Origin of the sequence: Algibacter pacificus (assembly GCF_008033385.1) — a bacterium.
In the GTDB taxonomy this organism is placed as follows: Bacteria; Bacteroidota; Bacteroidia; order Flavobacteriales; family Flavobacteriaceae; genus Algibacter; species Algibacter pacificus.
The window spans coordinates 26,121-41,964 of the sequence record NZ_ML701731.1; the positions used below are offsets into that span (position 1 = coordinate 26,121).

Below are 15,844 nucleotides of genomic sequence, written 5' to 3' on the forward strand. Positions count from 1 at the left end.
ATAAAAAAGATTATTAATCAACCTTTTTAAAACGTAATACCTCGGTGCCATCTGGGTTATAAATATAAAGATTCTGTTTTTCTTTTTTATAGGTTGTGGCTTGAAGTATAGATAGATTGAAAGGACGATCTATATTAACATCAAAGCACATTTTTTTTGTTGAGATTACAGGTCCAAATGTTATGTTTTTTGAGTTTAATGCAATTATTTTTCCCGAATAACTGTTACAACCATCTGTTCCAAAGATCATCATTTTTGTTAGATTGATTTCTAAAGTAGGTATGTTAATTTTAGTGTCTATAGGGTTTGCATTGATATGAGTTACAGCCCAAATATCATGTAGTGCTACTTTAGGATCTTGTTTTTTTTCTAAAATATTTATTAATTTATAAGAAATCGAATTGGCATCTGTAGGCGTGTTTTTAAGTTTTGTTTTAGAAACTTCTATGTGTTGAAAATACCCTGTTTCAAATTTAAATCTATCAATGGGTGTTGTTAAATTTTCCCAAGTGGCTTGGTCTAAGTTTTTTCCGTAATATACCTGTAAGCAAGTCGTGTTTTTTGTGCCAACATTGCAATCCTTTTTTGTACTATTTACCCACATTGTTGTTGTTTTGCAAGAGGTAAGTACTAAAGTGAATAAAATAATAATTAAAAGTGACTTTATATGGAGCATTGCTTAAGGTTTGTATTAAAATATTTATACCGCTAAAGGTATTGTTTTTATAAAATAAAACAAAACCACTCTGTTTTTACAAAGTGGTTTAGAATTAATTTATGAGATTCCCTCCTTCGAGGGCATTGCGCTTTGCTTATTTTATCATTTCGTAGCTACGTTTAATAAAGTTTGTTAACTCTTCACCTTTTAATAAACCTTGAGAAAGGCGTGCTAAATCTAAACTTTGAGTAATTAAACGTTCTTGAGTTTCCTTTACTTCGGTTGCTAAAATATCGCTAACTAAAACCGAGTTTGTATTTACAACTAAATTGTATGTTTCTGGCATGTTGCCAAACATTTGCATACCGCCACCACCTGTAGCTTGCATTTCTTTCATTCTACGCATAAATTCTGGTTGCGTAATGGTGAATGGTACCTCGTCGCTATCCATAGATTCTAACTGAACTGTGAATTTTTCTTGAGGAATCACTTCTTTTAATAAAGCATCTAGGGTTTTAGTTTGTTCTTCATCTAATTTAGAAATCGTGGTTTCGTCTTTCTTAATTAAATTACTAATATGGTCACCATCAACACGAGCAAACGTAATGTTTTCTTTGCTGCTTTCTAGTTTCTGAATTAAATGTGAAACTATTGGAGAATCTAACAATAAAACTTCGTAACCTTTAGCTTTAGCAGATTCAATATAACTGTGTTGTTCATCTTTATTAGAAGCATAAAGGACAACCAATTTACCATCTTTATCAGTTTGGTTGGCTTTAATTTTGTTAAATAATTCTTCGTAAGTGTAATGTGTGCCATCTACGGTTGGATATAATGCAAAGGCATCTGCTTTTTCAAAGAATTTTTCTTCAGAAAGCATACCGTATTCAATAACGATTTTAATATCGTTCCATTTTGCTTCAAAATCTTCGCGGTTTGCGTTAAAAAGTGATTTTAACTTATCGGCTACTTTTCTAGTAATGTAAGATGAAATCTTTTTTACAGCACCATCGGCTTGTAAGTAAGAACGCGATACATTTAACGGGATGTCTGGCGAATCGATAACACCACGTAACATGGTTAAAAATTCTGGAACAATGCCTTCTACGTTATCGGTTACAAATACCTGATTTTGGTATAATTGTATTTTATCCTTCTGTATTTGCATGTCGTTAGACATTTTTGGGAAGTATAAAATACCTGTTAAGTTAAATGGGTAATCTACATTTAAATGAATATTGAATAACGGCTCTTCGAATTGCATTGGGTACAATTCACGGTAAAAGCTACTGTAATCTTCATCTTTTAAATCGGCCGGTTGTTTGGTCCAAGCCGGATTTGGATTATTAATAATGTCGTCTACTGTAATTTTTTTGTGAGGCTCAGTAGTTTCTTTACCATCTTTATCTTTTATGGTCGCTGGCGTAAAATCTGGATCGTTTATTTCTTTAGTTCCAAATTTAATTGGCACTGGCATAAACTTGTTATATTTTGTAAGTAACTCTCGTATGCGGCTTTCTTCTAAAAATTCTGTAGAATCTTCAGCAATATGAAGAATAATTTCAGTTCCACGATCTGTTTTGTCCGATGCTTCTAAAGTAAACTCAGGCGATCCGTCGCAAGTCCAATGTGCAGCAGGTTCCTCTTCTTTATGCGATTTAGTGATGATTTCCACTTTTTCAGCCACCATAAAAGCAGAGTAAAACCCTAAACCAAAATGACCGATAATTCCAGAATCTTTAGCCGAATCTTTATATTTATCTAAAAACTCTTCAGCTCCAGAAAAAGCCACTTGATTAATATATTTTTCAACCTCCTCGGCAGTCATTCCTAAACCTTGATCGATAATATGAAGTTTTTTACCTTCTTTATCAATTTTAACTTCAATTTGTGGATTGCCGTATTCAGCTTTAGATTCGCCAATACTCGTTAAATGTTTTAGCTTTAAAGTGGCATCGGTACCGTTACTAATAAGCTCACGTAAAAATATTTCGTGATCGCTATATAAGAATTTTTTAATAAGCGGAAAGATATTCTCTACCGATACATTAATACTTCCTTTTGTCATGATATTATTGTTTTTAGTTTTTCATTTCCTCCTAAAAGGAAAACTGTTTTTACTTTTTATTTACTGTAAAATGTTAGTCAACAAAAATGCCAATTGAAAAAATATGACAAAGTGGCATTTTTATATTGAAATATAACAATTTCAGAGTGCTATTAATCCAAATTCCTATTTGTTTGAAAAACAAAGGTTTTCTAGTTAAATAGCCTGTATGATACGCTTTTAAATTATATCGTTATTATTGATAATTTAAAAAATAGCGCCGTTGCTTTTTAAATCCATAGAAATTTGACGAATTAAAAGACTTATTGTATTTTGCCTAACTAATCTATCAAGCGCATGTACAATTCAAAAATAACAGGTTTAGGGAAATACGTACCAGAAAACGTGGTAACTAACCACGATTTGTCAAAATTAATGGACACTAACGATGCTTGGATCCAAGAGCGAACCGGTATTGAAGAACGCCGCTGGATAAAAGAAGGCTCAGAAGATACCTCGGCAGTAATGGGAGCAAAAGCTGCCCGAATTGCCATAGAGCGCTCCGGGTTAACCAAAGACGATATCGATTTTATTGTTTTTGCCACACTAAGTCCCGATTATTATTTCCCAGGTTGTGGCGTGCAAATTCAAGATATGCTAGATATGCCAACCATTGGAGCGCTCGATGTACGAAACCAATGTTCAGGCTTTGTGTATGCATTGTCGGTGGCCGATCAATTTATAAAAACCGGCATGTATAAAAACGTGCTCGTCATTGGTGCCGAATACCATAGTAACGGACTAGATAAAACCACACGAGGCCGTAGCGTAAGTGTTATTTTTGGTGATGGCGCAGGAGCCTGCGTGTTGTCTCGCGAAGAGGATAACACAAAAGGCATTCTATCCACACATTTACACAGTCAAGGTAAATATGCCGATAAACTTATCGTAGAATCGCCAAGTATCGGGCATTGGGTTCCCGAAATTTTAAACGCTAAAGATCAGGATATCTCATATTTTCCATACATGGACGGACAATTTGTTTTTAAAAATGCCGTCGTGCGTTTCAGTGAAGTCATCATGGAAGGCTTGGCAAAAAACAATATGCAGAAAGAAGATATCGATATGTTTATTCCGCATCAAGCCAATTTACGAATCTCACAATTTATTCAAAGAAAATTTGGATTAACCGACGATCAAGTGTTTAATAACATTCAAAAATACGGTAATACCACCGCGGCATCCATTATCATTGCCTTAACCGAAGCATGGGAAGAAGGCAAAATAAAAGCAGGCGATAACGTCGTTTTAGCAGCTTTTGGTAGCGGCTTTACTTGGGGAAGTGTTATTATAAAATGGTAAAAATTATTTAACTATAAAAATATGGGCGTTCCCCTTCGGGTCAGGCTTTCCATTACAAGTCCTCGCGCCCCGATTTCATCAGGGGCACTGTGGGCTTTTCATTGCAATCCTTAACGCGTGTGTTTGCAAGGCAGAGGGTGTAGTTGGTTTAACTAGTGAGTGTTTGGTGGTTGAGATGCGTTAAAAATAGAGATTCAAATACACTTAATGGTATAATTTAATACCTTTGCAAACATTATGAAATACCCATTAGAATACTTAACAGATAGTGATTTTGAAATCTTAGTTGCATTAATTTGTAGTGAGATTTTAGGAATTGGAACTATCGTTTTTTCTGAAGGTAAGGATGGTGGAAGGGATGCCGAATTTAACGGAACAGCTAATAATTACCCAAGTAAAATAGAACCTTGGAGAGGTAAAATTATTATTCAAGCAAAACACACTCAAAGAAATAATGCAAGTTGTTCAGAAAGCGACTTTCAATCAATTCTAAAAAATAGTGTTATTCCCGCAATCCAACAATTAAAAAAGAAAGATGAGATAGATTATTATTTACTTTTTACAAACAGAAAATTAAGTGGTGGTCAGCATCCTAAAATTGAGGATCTTTTTGATACAAAAACTGGAATTGAAAATAGAGTGATTGGTTTAGAGCAAATTGAATTATGGATAAATTCATATCCTTCAATTGCAAAAAAATTAAATCTTAACAAACTACTTCTTCCTCTAAATTTTGATGAAAATGATTTAAGACTTATAGTCAATTCTTTCAGCAAATTAGATAAGAAAAAAGGAGAGTTGTCAAAAATTCCAGAAAATCGCGATATTGAAAATAAAAACAAATTAAACGCACTAAGTAAAGAATATTTTGACAACGTAATCAAAAAAAATCTAATCTATTTTGGACAGATAAGAGCATTTCTAACAGATTCAATCAATAAAGAATATTTAGATAAATATGAAAATACTATTGATGATATAAATGCAAAAATAATTGTGCACAGAACTGATTTCGAAAAATTTGAAATGATATTAGAATTCTTATATGATTTCATAGTTGAAAATAATACAGAGTTAAAAAATAAACGTAGATTGATTCGATTATTTCTACATTATATGTATTATAACTGTGACATTGGAATTAATGAATAAATTATGCTAACACCAACAAAACATACGAACATTAAATATTCTGTAATTTATATTGCAGGCAAAGTTTTGGGCTTCCTAAAAAAGGAAACTTTAATAAAATATGAAGATTTAAAAGAAATGTTAGTAAGTGAAATTGGAGTAAATGCAAAAAACAATATCGATTATTCTTTAACTTTTTTATTTTCTATTGGCAAAATAGAATACTTGAAAAACATTGACGCAATTAAGTTAATCAACGACAATAATGAAGATTAGTAAAATATATTCTAATAAAAATTTCAAGAATATTGAATTTAATGACAAATTCAATGCTGCTGTTGCGTTCATAGAAAGTGATAAGAAAGAAGACACTCATAATTTAGGTAAAACGTCCTTAATTCGAGTTGTTGATTTTTTACTCTTATCAAGTTATAATAAGAATACAGATAAATTATTAGGTAATAATCTTTTTATTGGTCAAGATTTTTACGGAGAATTCAAACTAAATAGCGAAAAGTATTTAGTCGTTAAACGTTCTATAAATACTGCTACTAAAATATCTTTTAAATTAAACAACACTAAATTAGATAGTTTTAAATTGGATATTGATTGGGATGAAGAATTAACATTAAATAAAGCAAAAGCAAAATTTAATGAATGCTTAGATTTCAATGTTTTGTCAAATTGGGACTACAGAAAATCAATAACCTATTTTTTAAGAAGTCAACAAGACTATTTAGATGTTTTTAAATTAAACAAATTTAAAGGCAAACATAAAGATTGGAAACCATTTGTTTTTGATTTACTTGGGTTCAAAGGGAATTTAATTTTAGAAAAACTAGAAATTGAAGAGGAAATAGATGAATTAAGGAAAAGAATACAAACTTTAAGGCTCGAAGCACAAATAGATACTTCTGAAAAAGATAGATTAGTAGGGCTTTTAGAAATAAAGAAAATTGAACTTTCAGGGGTTAAAAACCAAATAGATAAATTCAATTTTTTTAAAGAGGATATTCTTACAAACAAGCAACTTGTTGAAGAAATTGATACAAAACTTCAGGCATTCAATACTGATAGATATAGAATTTCATATGAAATTAACAAAATAGAATCATCACTATCTGAAATAAATGATGATGTTGACGATAAAGAAATTAATAGTCTATTTGAAGATGTAAACTTGTATTACCCTAAGCAATTAAAAAAGGAATATAACGATTTAATTAATTTTCAAAAATCCTTAACAACAGAGCGGAAAAAATATCTATCTGAAACGCTTAGCCAGTTAAAGCTAGATTATTCTGAATTAAACAAGAAAATCAAGGAACTTGAATCTCAGAAAAGTGATTTATTGTCTTTATTGACAGAGAAAGATAGTTATCTAAAATTTAAAGAATATCAGAAAAAAACAATTGATATTGAGGTTGAGGTAGAGCGTATTAAAGATAAATTAAAAGCCATAGACAGCACTTTAATTTTAGAAAACGACATAAAAGAAAAACGAGAAATAATAGATGATAAAATTTCAGAATTAAAAATATCTTTAACAGAAAGAAAACACTCAAATATTAATAAAGTTTTTAACTCTATAATTAAAGAGATATTAGATACAAATGCTTTAATTTCATTGAAGCTAAATAATCAAGGGAATGTTGAATTTAATGCTGATTACCAAAATAAAACTGATTTATTAAAAACTTCTGAATCACAAGGAACAACATATAAAAAACTACTTTGCGTTGCATTTGACTTATCACTATTAGTTAATTACTCTGATAAATCATTCTACAAATTTGTTTATCACGATGGAGTTTTAGAAGGATTGGACGACAGAATTAAAATTAGATATATAAATCTAATAAAAGAGTTTTGTGAAGAATATAACTTACAATATATAGTCACTTTAATAGATTCTGATTTACCGAAAGATATGCCTGATTTAATTGAAGATAAAGATATTTGTCTAAGACTGAACGATAAAGACAACTCTGGTAAGTTGTTTTTGAATAGTTTCTAAAAACAACAATTTATTATTAATAAGTAAAGCTCGGGCGTAAACCCGAGCTTTTAGAATTAATTATAATCAAACACGTTACAAGATTTATAATTGAAGGTGACTAACTCTAAATAATTATTTGGTGTAGTATGTTGATTATCTTTATTGTAACGCTTTTTTTTGATTATTGTTTTATAAGGAGGTTGTTTTTTTTTGAATTCTTAAAAATTATTAAGTATATTTTGAAATAACTATAATAAAATGAGTAAGAAAACATTAGTAATTGGAGCGTCAATAAAACCAGAACGCTATTCAAATAGAGCCATTAAAAAATTAGTTACGCATAAACACGAGGTTGTGGCTATTGGTTTAAAAAAAGGCAACGTTGCAGGTATCGAAATTGATACCGAGTTTATACCATACCAATCTATAGATACAGTAACGTTGTACTTAAACCCCAAACGGCAAGAGCCTTATTACAATTATATAGTATCGTTAAAACCCCAGCGTGTTATATTTAATCCCGGCACCGAAAATCCTGAGTTTTATAGACTTTTAAAGGAAAACAATATTATAATCGAGGTGGCTTGTACTTTAGTGCTTTTAGCTACAAATCAATATTAAGTGGTACTTTTTTCGAAATAATAAATAACCCAATAAAAGTAAATAGGCCGTTAATAATAAGGAGTTCGTAACCAATAACGTAACCGCCAAAATTTTCGGCAGGCACATTTCCTATAATAAAGGATAGCGTTAAAGCCACTAAAGCAACCACCCAAACTAGTTTGTCTTTAATGGTTCGTTTGGTGAAAATGCCAAAGGCAAATAAACCTAATAGTGGGCCGTAAGTATAGCCAGCTACTTTTAATAAATTATCAATAACATTACTATCCAATACGTATTTAAAAATAACAATAATGATAATAAGTAAAACACTCATTAAAATATGAACGCGTTTTCTTAAAGATTTTCTACCGCGTTCTTCGCGTTTTTCAATCCCTAAAAAATCGACACAAAAGGAGGTCGTTAAAGAGGTTAAAGCAGAATCTGCGCTACTGTATGCCGCGGCAATTAAACCTAGTAAAAAGAAAATAGCTAGGGTAATACTTAATCCGCCGTTAAGGGCAATTTCAGGAAAAAGTAAATCTGTTTTGGTTTTTCCGTCTAGTGTTGGTATGGCTATGTTGTATTTTTCAGCATAAATAAAGAGTAGTGCTCCAAGTAATAAGAATACAAAATTTACCACAATTAAAACCGTTGCAAAGGAAAGCATATTCTTTTGAGCGTCTTTCAACGTTTTGCAACTCAGGTTTTTTTGCATCATATCTTGGTCTAATCCCGTCATACAAATAGCAATAAACATACCGCCTAAAAACGATTTTATAAAATGACTTTTAGCTAAAATAGAATCGGTAATCATTATTTTGTTGTATTTCGTTAGTTCTTCCGAAGCTAAAAAATCTGCAAAACTCCAATTCAGTTTATCTGTAATTAAATAGACGGCTACTATTAGAGCGGTTAACATAAATAGCGTTTGTAAAGTATCGGTCCAAATAATGGTTTTTATACCGCCTTTAAAAGTATATAGCCAAATAAGTAAAATGGAAATACTTACGGTTACTATAAACGGAATGCCATAAGCATCAAACACAAATTTTTGTAAAACAATAGCAATTAAATAGAGTCTAAATGCGGCGCCTAAAACTCGAGATATAAAAAAGAAAAAGGCACCCGTTTTATAACTTACGGTACCAAAGCGGCTTTCTAAATATTGGTAAATAGATGTCACGTTTAGCCTGTAATAAATAGGCATAAGTACAAAAGCAATAACTAAATAGCCGGCTAAATAGCCAAAAACCACTTGCATATAGCTAAATTGCGATCCGTTTACCCAACCCGGAACAGAAATAAAAGTAACCCCCGAGAGCGAAGCGCCAATCATTCCGAACGCTACTAAATACCAAGGCGCCGATTTGTTGGCTTTAAAAAAAGCGTCGTTACTATCTTCTTTTCCTGTAAAATAGGAGATTAAAATTAATACGCCAAAATAAGCGACTATTAGTAAAAGTATTTGTGTAGCTGTCATTAAAAAGTGATTTTCAAGTTTCAAAATACGAATATTAAATTTCAATAAACAAGCGGAAGAGGCGATATTTAAAAGTATGTATTAAAATTAGCGAAATTCCAAGCTAAATAGTAATTTCGCAGCCATGGAATTTTCTTCAAAATTATTAGAACGCGCTGTAAATGAGATGTCTCAATTACCAGGGATTGGTAAGCGCACGGCGTTGCGTTTAGTTTTGCATATGCTAAGGCAACCTAAAGAACAAACTATAGGTTTGGCAGAAGCCTTAAAAACCATGAGAAATGATATAAAATTTTGTAAGTCTTGCAATAATATTAGCGACGTGGCGTTGTGTGAGATATGTTCTAATCCCGGGCGAAATAAATCGGTGGTGTGCGTTGTGGAAGATGTTCGAGATGTTATGGCAATAGAAAATACAAGTTCGTATAAAGGATTATATCATGTTTTAGGTGGAAAAATTTCGCCTATGGATGGTATTGGTCCTCACGATTTAAATATAGAATCCTTGGTAAATAAAGTGAAAGAAGGCGAAATTAAAGAACTTATTTTTGCATTAAGTTCAACGATGGAAGGAGATACCACGAATTTTTATATTTTTAAACAAATTCAGGATTACAATGTGTTTACATCAACCATTGCAAGAGGGATTTCGGTTGGAGATGAACTAGAATATGCCGATGAAGTCACATTAGGACGTAGTATTGTTAATAGAATACCTTTTGAATCGTCTTTAAAACTCTAATATTTCCGTTATTTGAAACTTTCAGTTGTTATTTTAAATTATAATGTACGTTACTTTTTAGAGCTTACTTTAAAGAGTGTATACGCTGCTATTTCTGAAATTGATGCTGAAATTATTGTCGTTGATAATAACTCTAGCGATGGTAGTTGTCAGATGGTGAAAACCCTATTTCCCGAAGTAAAACTCATTGAAAATAAAGAGAATTTAGGTTTTTCTAAAGGAAATAATATAGGGGTCGCTTTGGCTAAAGGTGAATATATATGTATTTTAAATCCTGATACGGTAGTTGCTGAAGATACCTTTACAAAGCTTTTAAATTTTTCGGATAAAAAAGAAAAATTAGGTATTGTAGGTTGTAGATTAATGAACGGAAGTGGCACATTTTTACCCGAAAGTAAACGTAATATTCCAACGGTAAAAGTGTCTTTAAAAAAAATATTAGGCTATCCCAATCAATATTATGCTAATCATTTGGAAGCAGAAAGCATAGGTGAAGTGAATATATTAGTCGGCGCTTTTATGTTGCTTAAAAAAAGTGTTTATGATGCTATTGGCGGTTTCGATGAAGATTATTTTATGTACGGAGAAGATATCGATTTATCATATAAAGTGCTAACTTCGGGTTATAAAAATTACTATTACGGACATACAACGGTTATACATTTTAAAGGAGAAAGTACTTTAAGAGATAAAAATTACGCCCGTCGTTTTTATGGTGCCATGCAAATTTTTTATCAGAAGCATTTTAAGCAAAACCTCCTTTTCGATTTTGTAGTTTGGTCCGGAATAAAGCTTGCTTTTATTTTTAGAAGAGTGCGTAAAAATAAAATTAAAGCGATTTCAGAATATGTTTTTATGTCGGAAGATATAAACAGTAAATTAGAAGCTAAACTGCAACAAAAATTGCGTTTAAAAAAGGAGCTTAATGAGGTAAAAGAAGATGCAGAAATTATTTTTGATGCAAATACGATGTCTTATAAAGAGATTATTGATTCTATTAAAAATACCAATAACCTGTTAACCTATAAAATATTACCAAACCAATCGTCTTTTATTATCGGGAGCACCGATGGTTTTAGTCAAGGGGAAGTCATAGTTTTTGAATAGTATTCTGTGGTTTGTGCAAAGAAATTGCTTGTTTTTCATTAATTTTGCACGGTAAAATTAAAAAACAAGTATTTTAATATTAATATGGCAAAGTTTGAACTAAAGTTACCAAAAATGGGAGAAAGCGTTGCTGAGGCAACGATAACTTCTTGGTTAAAAGACGTTGGAGATACTATTGAAATAGACGAAACGGTAGTTGAAATAGCAACCGATAAAGTCGATAGTGAAGTGCCTAGTGAAGTAGACGGCGTATTAGTTAAAAAGTTTTTTAATGTGGATGATGTGGTTCAGGTTGGGCAAGTTATAGCAATAATTGAAACGGAAGGCGACATTGAAAAAACAACTACTGATATCGAAGAACAAGTAGAGGTTGAAAACAATGAAGTACAAGCGGCCGAACACATTGAACAAACCATAAATGTAGCTAAAGAAGCCGTTACCTCTATAGTATCAAACGGTACGCGTTTTTATTCGCCCCTAGTTAAAAATATAGCAAAAGCTGAAGGAGTTACTCAAGCCGAATTAGACATGATCTCTGGCACAGGTAAAGATAACCGAGTTACCAAAAACGATATTTTAAACTATATTGAAAATAAAGGAGTTACTCCTGTAGCTGCCATTCCAAAAACAGAAACGCCGGTTGCTGCAACTGCTGTAAATAATGTGGCGGCAAAATCGGTACCGAAACCTGTGGTGGTTTCTAGTGGTGAGGATGAAATTATTGAAATGACTAGAATGGGCAAATTAGTTGCTCACCATATGGTGGAGTCGGTTCAAACGTCGGCACATGTACAAAGTTTTATAGAAGCCGATGTTACAAATGTTTGGAATTGGAGAAAGAAAGTAAAAGCAGATTTTATGAAACGTGAAGGTGAAAACTTAACCTTTACACCCATATTTATGGAAGCTATTGCGAAAGCGCTTCGGGATTATCCTATGATGAATATTTCCTTTCAAGATGGTAAAATAATTAAAAAGAAAAATATAAATCTTGGTATGGCGGCAGCTTTACCCGATGGTAATTTAATAGTTCCTGTTATTAAAAATGCCGATCAGCTTAATTTAGTTGGTATGGCAAAACAGGTTAATGATTTGGCTAATAGAGCCCGTTTAAATCAGTTAAAACCTGACGATATTCAAGATGGAACTTACACGGTTACCAATGTAGGGACTTTTGGCAGTTTAATGGGAACACCAATAATAAATCAGCCGCAAGTTGGTATTTTAGCCTTAGGAGCGATAAGGAAGGTGCCGGCAGTTATAGAAACACCCGAGGGCGATTTTATAGGTATTCGTTATAAAATGTTTTTATCGCATTCCTATGATCATCGTGTTGTTAACGGCGCCCTTGGAGGCATGTTTGTAAAGGCGGTTACCGATTACCTTGAGGCTTGGGATATTAACAGAGCAATTTAAAATTTATTTAAATATTACTTTAAATCCAATCCTTAAAACGATTGGGTTTTTTATTTTTACCAATATCTAAAAAAAATCAACCCTTATAAAGAATGAAACTTAATCTAACAAAGCCTATTTGTTTTTTCGATTTAGAGACAACTGGTGTAAATATTTCTAAAGATAGAATTGTAGAAATTTCAATTTTAAAAGTCTACCCTAACGGAAATAAGGAAAGCAGAACCTGGTTAGTAAATCCAGAAATGAATATTCCAAAAGAAGTTGTCGAAATTCATGGGATAAGCAATGAAAAGGTGGCCAACGAACCGACTTTTAAAGCATTGGCTCGCGATATTTATAACATGATTAAAGATTCCGATTTGGGAGGTTTTAACTCTAACCGATTTGATATTCCTCTATTAGCCGAAGAGTTGTTGCGTGCTGATATCGATTTCGATATGAAAAGTTGCTTATCGGTTGATGTGCAAACCATTTTTCATAAAATGGAGCAGCGTACGCTTAGTGCGGCTTATAAATTTTATTGTCATAAAGAATTGGAAGGTGCTCACGGTGCCGAAGCAGATACCAATGCGACATACGAAGTATTGAAAGCGCAAATTGAGAAATATGACGATTTGGAAAATAGCACCAAATTTTTAGCTGAGTTTAGTGCTAGAAATAAATTTGCCGATTTTGCAGGTTTTATTAGTTATAATAAAAATGGTGAAGAGTGTTTTTCCTTTGGGAAGCATAAAGGGAAATTGGTAACCGAAGTTCTTGAAAAAGAGCCTGGGTATTTTGGTTGGTTATTAAATGCCGATTTTCCGTTGTATACTAAAAAGGTTTTAACAGCCATTAAATTGCGGGGTTTGAACAATAAAATTTAGAAAAAAAACAGACGTTTTATGGCTTAAACAGCTATTCGCGTTAGGGATTGAAACGGATAGCCCACAGCCTGACGAAGGAAGTGCGAGGACTTGAAGTGTAAAGCCCGACCCTTGTGGTAACGCCCTAATTAAATAAAATAATAATTGCGCTAATATGTGAATGGCTTGGCGTAGTAACATAAAATAATAACTCGTGAAATTAATTTGTATAGGCCGGAATTATACCGAGCATATTGAAGAGTTGGAAAATGAAAAACCAACCGATCCCGTAGTGTTTTTAAAACCAGACACGGCAATTCTATTAAAAAAACAACCCTTTTTTATTCCAGATTTTTCTAACGATGTGCATTACGAAGTGGAAGTTTTGGTGAAAATAAATAGAGTGGGTAAGCATATTGATAGAAAATTTGCTCACAAATATTACCAAGAAATTGGTTTAGGAATAGATTTTACAGCCCGAGATTTACAAGCACAACTAAAAGCAAAAGGTTTGCCATGGGAAAAAGCTAAAGGTTTCGATGGCGCTGCTGTAATAGGCGAGTGGTTGCCGGTTAGCGATTTTGAGGATATAAACAAAATGTCGTTTTCACTAAAAAAGAACAACAAAATTGTGCAAAACGGAAATACTAGCCACATGTTATGGCAAATTGATGAATTAATAGAATATGTGTCTAAATATTTTACTTTGAAAATAGGAGATATTATATTTACAGGAACACCAGCTGGTGTTGGGAAAGTTACAGCTAACGATAAACTTGTTGGTTTTTTAGAAGAAAAAGAACTGTTTTCTATAATTGTTAAATAAAATGGAAAGAAATTATAAATTAAGTAAAATAAAAGAGCTGTCGGAAAACGATCAAGATTTTATTTTAGGATTAGTAGCCGTTTTTTTAGAAGAAGTACCAGCGGATATATTATTACTAAAAGAAGCGATATTAGAACAAGATTTTCAGCGTACTTACCAAATAGCTCATAAATTAAAGCCTACTATAGATTTATTTCAGTTAGATACCCTTGGCGATTTACTGGAAATAGAACACTGGGGTAGAGATGTTTTGAAATCGGTAGATATTTTACCAAAACTAGAAAAAGTAATGCGGTCGGTAGAACTTGCTATGGCAGAAATGAAAGCGGATTTTAAACTTTAAACTATGTTAGCTGAAATTATAACTATTGGAGACGAGTTGCTTATAGGTCAAGTGGTGGATACAAACTCCGCTTATATCGCTAAACGACTTAATAAAATAGGGATTTCGGTTTACCAAATTACATCTATTCAAGATGATAAACAACATATTTTAAAAGCTTTTAAAGAAGCCGAAAACCGTGTTGATATTATAATAATTACCGGTGGATTAGGGCCTACTAAAGACGATATTACCAAAAAAACAATTGCAGAATATTTTAACGATACTTTAGTTAGAGATACTTTGGTAGAGGAAAATATAAAGGAACTTTGGCATAAATATGTGCGCCAAACCTTGTTGCAAGTTAATTTAGACCAAGCTTTTGTACCTTCTAAAGCCACCGTTTTAATGAATACTTTAGGAACAGCTCCTGGCATGTGGATGGAAAAAAACAATAAAGTATTTGTTTCTCTTCCAGGGGTTCCTTTCGAAATGGAAAACTTAATAGATATAGCGGTTATACCTAAACTAAAAGAAAAATTTAATTGTCCGTTTATTTTACATCGCACATTATTAATTTTTGGGCTAGGAGAAAGTACGCTCGCCGCCAGAATTGAAGATTGGGAAGATGCGCTACCTCCAGAAATAAAATTAGCTTATTTGCCAAGTCTCGGGAATATGCGTTTGCGTTTATCTTCTAAAGGATTCGATAAGGAAAAAGTGGTTTCTGAGGTTCAAAAACAAATAGATCAACTTATGCCGCTTATAAAAGAAGAATTTGTTGGTTTTGAAGATGACGACGCTTCTATAGAATCTATAATAGGCAAACAACTTACCAAATTAGGTAAAACCGTAGCAACAGCAGAAAGTTGTACCGGAGGAAAAATAGCCGAACGTTTTACCGCTAATCCGGGAGCATCGGCTTATTTTAAAGGAAGCATAGTAAGTTATGCTACCGAGTCTAAAATTAATATATTAGGCGTTTTAAAAGAAACTATTGATAGCGAATCTGTAGTTAGCTCACAAGTGGCAGAAGCTATGGCAAAACAGGTTTTAAATTTATTTAATACAGATTATGCCATTGCTACAACCGGTAATGCAGGGCCGGCAAAAGGCGACGCTAACGTTCAGGTTGGAACGGTTTATATTGCTATAGCCACAAAATCTAAAGTGTATTCAGAAAAGTTTATGTTAGGCAACCTTCGGTTAAAAGTAATAAATAAAGGGGCTAACAAGGCTTTTGAAATGTTATTTAAAGAAATTTTAAAAAATAGATAAAATTTTAATTGTCATAACGTAAACATTT

At 32.4% G+C, this 15,844-nt stretch carries 15 protein-coding genes; 12 read left to right on the forward strand and 3 right to left on the reverse strand.

The features are described from left to right. Window positions 1-13: 13 nt before the first annotated feature. Both FQU21_RS00070 and htpG read right to left on the reverse strand, forming a co-directional pair. Window positions 14-676: a DUF4377 domain-containing protein gene (locus tag FQU21_RS00070; RefSeq protein WP_147675982.1), complete on the reverse strand. Its 663-nt coding sequence runs from the start codon at window positions 674-676 to the stop codon at window positions 14-16. Between the two features lie 136 nt (window positions 677-812). Next, window positions 813-2,726: a molecular chaperone HtpG gene (htpG, locus tag FQU21_RS00075; protein ID WP_147675983.1), complete on the reverse strand. Its 1,914-nt coding sequence runs from the start codon at window positions 2,724-2,726 to the stop codon at window positions 813-815. Between the two features lie 336 nt (window positions 2,727-3,062). Here htpG and FQU21_RS00080 point away from each other — a divergent pair, with 336 nt between their 5' ends. The 5 genes from FQU21_RS00080 (at window position 3,063) to FQU21_RS00100 (ending at window position 7,818) form a co-directional block, all read left to right on the forward strand. Next, window positions 3,063-4,067, forward strand: coding sequence for a 3-oxoacyl-ACP synthase III family protein (locus FQU21_RS00080; RefSeq protein ID WP_147675984.1), 1,005 nt, complete (start codon window positions 3,063-3,065; stop codon window positions 4,065-4,067). Between the two features lie 237 nt (window positions 4,068-4,304). Then, window positions 4,305-5,219 carry an ABC-three component system protein gene (locus FQU21_RS00085; RefSeq protein WP_147675985.1) on the forward strand — a complete coding sequence of 305 codons (915 nt, stop codon included), beginning with the start codon at window positions 4,305-4,307 and terminating at the stop codon, window positions 5,217-5,219. Window positions 5,220-5,222: 3 nt separating this feature from the next. Then, window positions 5,223-5,474, forward strand: a complete 252-nt coding sequence (locus tag FQU21_RS00090; protein ID WP_147675986.1) for an ABC-three component system middle component 8 — start codon at window positions 5,223-5,225, stop codon at window positions 5,472-5,474. Continuing rightward, window positions 5,464-7,215, forward strand: coding sequence for a DUF2326 domain-containing protein (locus FQU21_RS00095; RefSeq protein WP_147675987.1), 1,752 nt, complete (start codon window positions 5,464-5,466; stop codon window positions 7,213-7,215). The genes FQU21_RS00090 and FQU21_RS00095 overlap by 11 nt, the downstream gene beginning before the upstream one ends. Before the next feature lie 240 nt (window positions 7,216-7,455). Further along, window positions 7,456-7,818, forward strand: a complete 363-nt coding sequence (locus tag FQU21_RS00100) for a CoA-binding protein (RefSeq protein WP_147675988.1) — start codon at window positions 7,456-7,458, stop codon at window positions 7,816-7,818. On the opposite strand, the gene FQU21_RS00105 is transcribed toward FQU21_RS00100, so the two are convergent. Beyond that, the gene (locus FQU21_RS00105; RefSeq protein ID WP_147675989.1) at window positions 7,802-9,280 is read right to left on the reverse strand and encodes a sodium:solute symporter; all 1,479 of its coding nucleotides are present in this window, start codon (window positions 9,278-9,280) and stop codon (window positions 7,802-7,804) included. The two genes, FQU21_RS00100 and FQU21_RS00105, sit on opposite strands and share 17 nt — an antisense overlap. Window positions 9,281-9,404: 124 nt before the next feature. On the opposite strand from FQU21_RS00105, the gene recR reads away from it, so the two are divergent. The 7 genes from recR to FQU21_RS00140 all read left to right on the forward strand — a co-directional run bounded on the left by recR (window position 9,405) and on the right by FQU21_RS00140 (window position 15,816). Further along, window positions 9,405-10,022: a recombination mediator RecR gene (recR, locus tag FQU21_RS00110; protein ID WP_147675990.1), complete on the forward strand. Its 618-nt coding sequence runs from the start codon at window positions 9,405-9,407 to the stop codon at window positions 10,020-10,022. Window positions 10,023-10,034: 12 nt separating this feature from the next. After that, window positions 10,035-11,129, forward strand: coding sequence for a glycosyltransferase family 2 protein (locus FQU21_RS00115; RefSeq protein WP_147675991.1), 1,095 nt, complete (start codon window positions 10,035-10,037; stop codon window positions 11,127-11,129). A gap of 84 nt (window positions 11,130-11,213) precedes the next feature. Next, on the forward strand, window positions 11,214-12,545 hold the full coding sequence (locus FQU21_RS00120) for a dihydrolipoamide acetyltransferase family protein (protein ID WP_147675992.1): 1,332 nt from the start codon (window positions 11,214-11,216) through the stop codon (window positions 12,543-12,545). Window positions 12,546-12,637: 92 nt separating this feature from the next. Then, a complete protein-coding gene (locus FQU21_RS00125) occupies window positions 12,638-13,411 on the forward strand; it encodes a 3'-5' exonuclease (protein WP_147675993.1) in 774 nt (257 codons plus the stop codon). A gap of 193 nt (window positions 13,412-13,604) precedes the next feature. Further along, window positions 13,605-14,216: a fumarylacetoacetate hydrolase family protein gene (locus FQU21_RS00130; RefSeq protein ID WP_147675994.1), complete on the forward strand. Its 612-nt coding sequence runs from the start codon at window positions 13,605-13,607 to the stop codon at window positions 14,214-14,216. Window position 14,217: 1 nt separating this feature from the next. Next, entirely contained in the window at window positions 14,218-14,559 is a 342-nt protein-coding gene (locus FQU21_RS00135; RefSeq protein WP_147675995.1) for an Hpt domain-containing protein, read from the forward strand. Between the two features lie 3 nt (window positions 14,560-14,562). Continuing rightward, a complete protein-coding gene (locus tag FQU21_RS00140; protein ID WP_147675996.1) occupies window positions 14,563-15,816 on the forward strand; it encodes a competence/damage-inducible protein A in 1,254 nt (417 codons plus the stop codon). The last annotated feature ends 28 nt before the right edge of the window (window positions 15,817-15,844 follow it).

Excerpts from the sequence above, each read along its gene's own strand:
- FQU21_RS00070 (WP_147675982.1), bottom strand. The coding sequence starts at position 676 with ATGCTCCATATAAAGTCACTTTTAATTATTATTTTATTCACTTTAGTA.
- FQU21_RS00120 (WP_147675992.1), top strand. The coding sequence starts at position 11,214 with ATGGCAAAGTTTGAACTAAAGTTACCAAAAATGGGAGAAAGCGTTGCT.
- FQU21_RS00080 (WP_147675984.1), top strand. The coding sequence starts at position 3,063 with ATGTACAATTCAAAAATAACAGGTTTAGGGAAATACGTACCAGAAAAC.
- FQU21_RS00125 (WP_147675993.1), top strand. The coding sequence starts at position 12,638 with ATGAAACTTAATCTAACAAAGCCTATTTGTTTTTTCGATTTAGAGACA.
- FQU21_RS00100 (WP_147675988.1), top strand. The coding sequence starts at position 7,456 with ATGAGTAAGAAAACATTAGTAATTGGAGCGTCAATAAAACCAGAACGC.
- FQU21_RS00090 (WP_147675986.1), top strand. The coding sequence starts at position 5,223 with ATGCTAACACCAACAAAACATACGAACATTAAATATTCTGTAATTTAT.
- htpG (WP_147675983.1), bottom strand. The coding sequence starts at position 2,726 with ATGACAAAAGGAAGTATTAATGTATCGGTAGAGAATATCTTTCCGCTT.
- FQU21_RS00095 (WP_147675987.1), top strand. The coding sequence starts at position 5,464 with ATGAAGATTAGTAAAATATATTCTAATAAAAATTTCAAGAATATTGAA.
- FQU21_RS00105 (WP_147675989.1), bottom strand. The coding sequence starts at position 9,280 with ATGACAGCTACACAAATACTTTTACTAATAGTCGCTTATTTTGGCGTA.
- FQU21_RS00140 (WP_147675996.1), top strand. The coding sequence starts at position 14,563 with ATGTTAGCTGAAATTATAACTATTGGAGACGAGTTGCTTATAGGTCAA.
- FQU21_RS00085 (WP_147675985.1), top strand. The coding sequence starts at position 4,305 with ATGAAATACCCATTAGAATACTTAACAGATAGTGATTTTGAAATCTTA.
- FQU21_RS00135 (WP_147675995.1), top strand. The coding sequence starts at position 14,218 with ATGGAAAGAAATTATAAATTAAGTAAAATAAAAGAGCTGTCGGAAAAC.
- recR (WP_147675990.1), top strand. The coding sequence starts at position 9,405 with ATGGAATTTTCTTCAAAATTATTAGAACGCGCTGTAAATGAGATGTCT.